Below are 3,757 nucleotides of genomic sequence, written 5' to 3'. Positions count from 1 at the left end.
CTGGCTGTCCGGCAGCGCGGCCACGCGACACATGGAACGCGCACTGAGCAAGGGTGGGTGAGGCGCCCGGAGCCCATGGCGCCGGCCTCGGAGTCGAATCTCACGTAGCCGGCCTCGTCGATGACCATTCGCGACTGGTGGGAGGGCACGCGCACCGCGGCCTCGAGCGGGTGGCAATAGCGTTCTACCCGCTGTGAGAGTTCCAATTGGGTGTTGCCGGCTCCGGGCGAATCGAGCAAAACGATCGTGTCGTGAATCGCACTGGGTTGGTGGGAGTCTCCATCGTTTGGGAACGAGGATGGACTCATGCCGAAGGATACGAGCCCGGCAAGTCGACCAGGCGTCGCTATAGCCCTGGAGAATAGGTTGCCGCGGTGCGGATGGTCAGGACCCTGCGAGCCGATCTGGGCACCGATCACGGCACGGTGAAGCGGGTGTCAGCTCAGCTTGGCTATGGCGGGCGAGTCCGTGCGCTCGTGGGTGCGTCAGGCCGATATTGGCGAGGGCCACGGGGCGGGGGCGACTCGGCGAGGATGAAGGTTCGCGGGAAGGAAGGCCGCGAGCTCAAGCGGGCAAACGAAATTCTGAAGAGGGCAGCAAGTTTCTTTGGGGCGGAGCTAGGCCGCATCACAAGAAGTAGCCGCGTTCATCGACGCCAACCGCGATGATGTCCTCGCGGGCCGGTGTTTGGGGGTCGAGCGCATCTGCGGAGTTCTGCAGGTGGACCCGAGTAGCTACTACGAGGTCAAGTAGCGGAGAACCGTCCACGCGGTCGAAGCGTAATGAGGTTATGGGTCCAGTCGTACGGCAGTCGTGGGCGGACAACTTCCGGGTCTACGGGGCACGAAAGTTGTGGACGGCGGCCCAGCGTGCGGACCCGCGACATCGGCCGGGACCAGGTCGCCCGGCTGATGCGTGCCGGCGGGATCGAGGGCGTCCGGCGCAGCAAGCGGGTGCGCACCACAGGACCCGACCCGGGGATGCCGCGCGACCCTGACCCCGTGCGTCGTGACTTCACTGCCACCGCGCCGACCCAGTTGTGGGTCTCGGACCTGACATTCGTGCCGACCTGGACTGGGTCGTCGACGTCTGCTTCATCGTCGACGCTTTCTCACGCACGATCGTCGGGTGGCGGGTCGCCTCGCCCATGTGCACCACGTTGGTCCCGGGCGCGATCGAGATGGCCCGCTGGTCACGCGGCACCCAGCTGACCGGGCTGCGGTGCCACAGTGATGCCGGGTCGCAGTTCACGTCGATTCGCGACGGCGAGCACCTCGCCGAGATCGGAGCAGCTTCCTCGATCGGCACCGTCGCAGATTCCTACGATATTGCGCTCGCCGAGACGGTCAATGGCTACTACAAGGCCGAGCTCATCCGTGGCCTTTCCGCGAGGGGCGACCGTGGAAGACCGTGGAGGACGTCGAACTGGCCACCTTGAGTTGGGTCCACTGGCTCTGGCCACGCCCGCCTGTCGACTGCGGGTGTCCGCGTACAGCGGGTGAATACTGACCCCCGGTGACGGGTGAATCTTGACCCCTCCCGCCCCTGAGAGGGTGATTGCAGTGGAGCAGTGGGCCGAGATAGGCCGTCTGCATAACAGCGAGGGTGTGCCGATCAAGGAGATCTCCAGGAGGCTGGGGATCGCGAGGAACGCGGTGCGCTCAGCGTTGGCCTCATCCGAGCCGCCAAAGTACAAGCGAGCCCCGAAGGGATCGCTGGCCGATGCGTTTTCGAACCGGAGATCCGCAAGCTGCTGGCGGAGTATCCGACGATGCCGGCCGCGGTGATCGCCGAGCGGATCGCCTGGCCGCACTCGATGACCGTGCTCAAGGACCGCGTGCGAGCGGTCGGCCCCGAGTACCGCGGGGTTGACCCGGCGGACCGGATCGAGCACGAGCCCGGTGATACGACGCAGTGCGATCTGTGGTTCCAGAATATGCCGATCCCGCTGGGCGCAGGTCAGAGTGCTCAGATGCCGGTGTTGGTGATGACGCTGGCGGTCTCGAGGTACATCTCTGCGACGATGATCCCCTCCCGGATGGCCGGGGACATCCTGGCCGGGATGTGGCTGCTGCTGTGCCGGCTCGGGGCTGTATCCCATCGCCTGTGGTGGGATCGGGAATCGGCGATCGCGACCTCGGCGGGCAATCCGACGGTCGATGCCGCGGCGTTCGCCGGGACATTGTCGTCGATGCTGGTCGTCGCCCCGCCGCGGGACCCAGGGTTCAAAGGCATGGTCGAACGGCACAACGGTTACCTCGGTCTGTCGTTCATGGTGGGCCGGATCTTCGCGGGCCCCGACGATTTCAATGACCAGCTCACCGAGTGGCTGGCAACAGCCAACTCGCGCACTGTGCGAGTGTTGGGAGCTCGACCCGTCGACGCACTAGGCGAGGACCGGGCTCGGATGCTCGCGCTCCCGCCGGTCGCACCGACCACTGGCCTGCGCACAACGGTGAGACTGGCGCGGGACTACTACGTGCGTATCGACTCGGTGGACTACTCGGTCGACCCCCGCGTGATCGGGCGCCTGGTCGAGGTCGCCAGCCTGCATACAGTGACGGTGACCTGCGCGGGCGTCCTGGTGGCTGAGCACCGCCGCAGTTGGCCCCGCCGCGGGACGGTCACCAACCCCGAGCATGTGGAGCTGGCCAAGCAACTGCGCGTGGACTACTGGCAGCGGACCCGCGAGCAACCACCGATGAGTTCGTTCACTGATCCGGTGGTGCGCTCGCTGTGCGACTAGGACGACCTCTACGACGTCGACTTCGCCGGGAACGCAGCATTGGATTCGGAGGTGTCGGCATGAGCGAAGACGCCTCCTCCCAGGTCGCCTACGCAGCCCGGGTGCTCAAGACCCCGACCAATTCGGGCGTGTTCGCCGATCTCGCCGATACCGCCCGCAGGCAGGGCTGGACCTACGAGGAGTACCTGGCCGCGGTCCTGGGCCGCCAAGTAGCCGACCGAGAGGCCTCCGGCATCCAGGTCCGCACTCGGGCTGCACGCTTCCCGCAGGTCAAGACGCTGGAGGACTTCAACGTCGACCATCAACCCAGCCTGCGCAGGGACGTCCTGGCGGACCTGGCCACCAGCACCTACATCGGCAAAGCCGGCAATGTCGTCCTGCTCGGCCCGCCGGGAGTCGGCAAGACCTACCTGGCGGTAGCCCTCGGATACAAGCCGATCGCCGCCGGCTACGCCGTGCAGTTCGACACCGCCGTCGGCTGGCTGACCCGCCTGCAGGCCGCGCACGCGGGAAACCGTCTCGAGGCCGAGCTGCGCAAGCTGCGCCGCTACAAGCTGCCCATCATCGACGAGGTCGGCTACATCCCGTTCGACTCCGACGCCGCGAACCTGTTCTTCCAGCTCGTGGCCCACCGCTACGAGCAGGGCTCGATCCTGGTGGCCTCGAACATGCCCTTCGGCCGCTGGGGAGAAATCTTCGCCGACGACATCGTCGCCGCCGCGATGATCGCCCGCCTCGTCCGCCACGCCGAGGTCCTCACCCTCGGCGGCCAGTCCTACCGGACCAAAGCACGACGAGACCTCATGACCGCACAGACCAACAACCAGAGGGGTCAAAATTCGCCCGTCACGTAGGGGCCAATTTCTGCCCGCCGTTGACACCGCCTGCACGGCTATCTCAATGACGTGCCTCAACTAGAGTCCGAGGAGACGTTCTAGGCTACGAAACGGGCCGACCAGACCCTGGTCGGAATCCGATAACCTGGTCCTCCATCAGACCCAGTGCGATTCA

The 3,757-nt window shown here is 66.1% G+C and carries 1 protein-coding gene and 2 pseudogenes; all 3 read left to right on the top strand.

Going from position 1 to position 3,757, the window contains the following annotated elements; all coding sequences use genetic code 11:
• Positions 1–306: 306 nt before the first annotated feature.
• Positions 307–1,452 (top strand): annotated as a pseudogene (locus tag L8M95_RS17470) (IS3 family transposase); the annotation flags it as partial.
• A 101-nt stretch (positions 1,453–1,553) separates the two neighbouring features.
• Positions 1,554–2,746: pseudogene (gene istA, locus L8M95_RS17465) on the top strand (IS21 family transposase).
• Positions 2,747–2,805: 59 nt separating this feature from the next.
• Complete coding sequence (gene istB / locus L8M95_RS17460) at positions 2,806–3,600, top strand: IS21-like element helper ATPase IstB (RefSeq protein WP_260487314.1); 795 nt, start codon at positions 2,806–2,808, stop codon at positions 3,598–3,600.
• The last annotated feature ends 157 nt before the right edge of the window (positions 3,601–3,757 follow it).

Origin of the sequence: Dietzia sp. B32 (assembly GCF_024732245.1) — a bacterium.
Taxonomy (GTDB): Bacteria; Actinomycetota; Actinomycetes; order Mycobacteriales; family Mycobacteriaceae; genus Dietzia.
This window is presented reverse-complemented; position numbering and strand designations above follow the sequence as displayed.

Excerpts from the sequence above, each read along its gene's own strand:
- istB (WP_260487314.1), top strand. The coding sequence starts at position 2,806 with ATGAGCGAAGACGCCTCCTCCCAGGTCGCCTACGCAGCCCGGGTGCTC.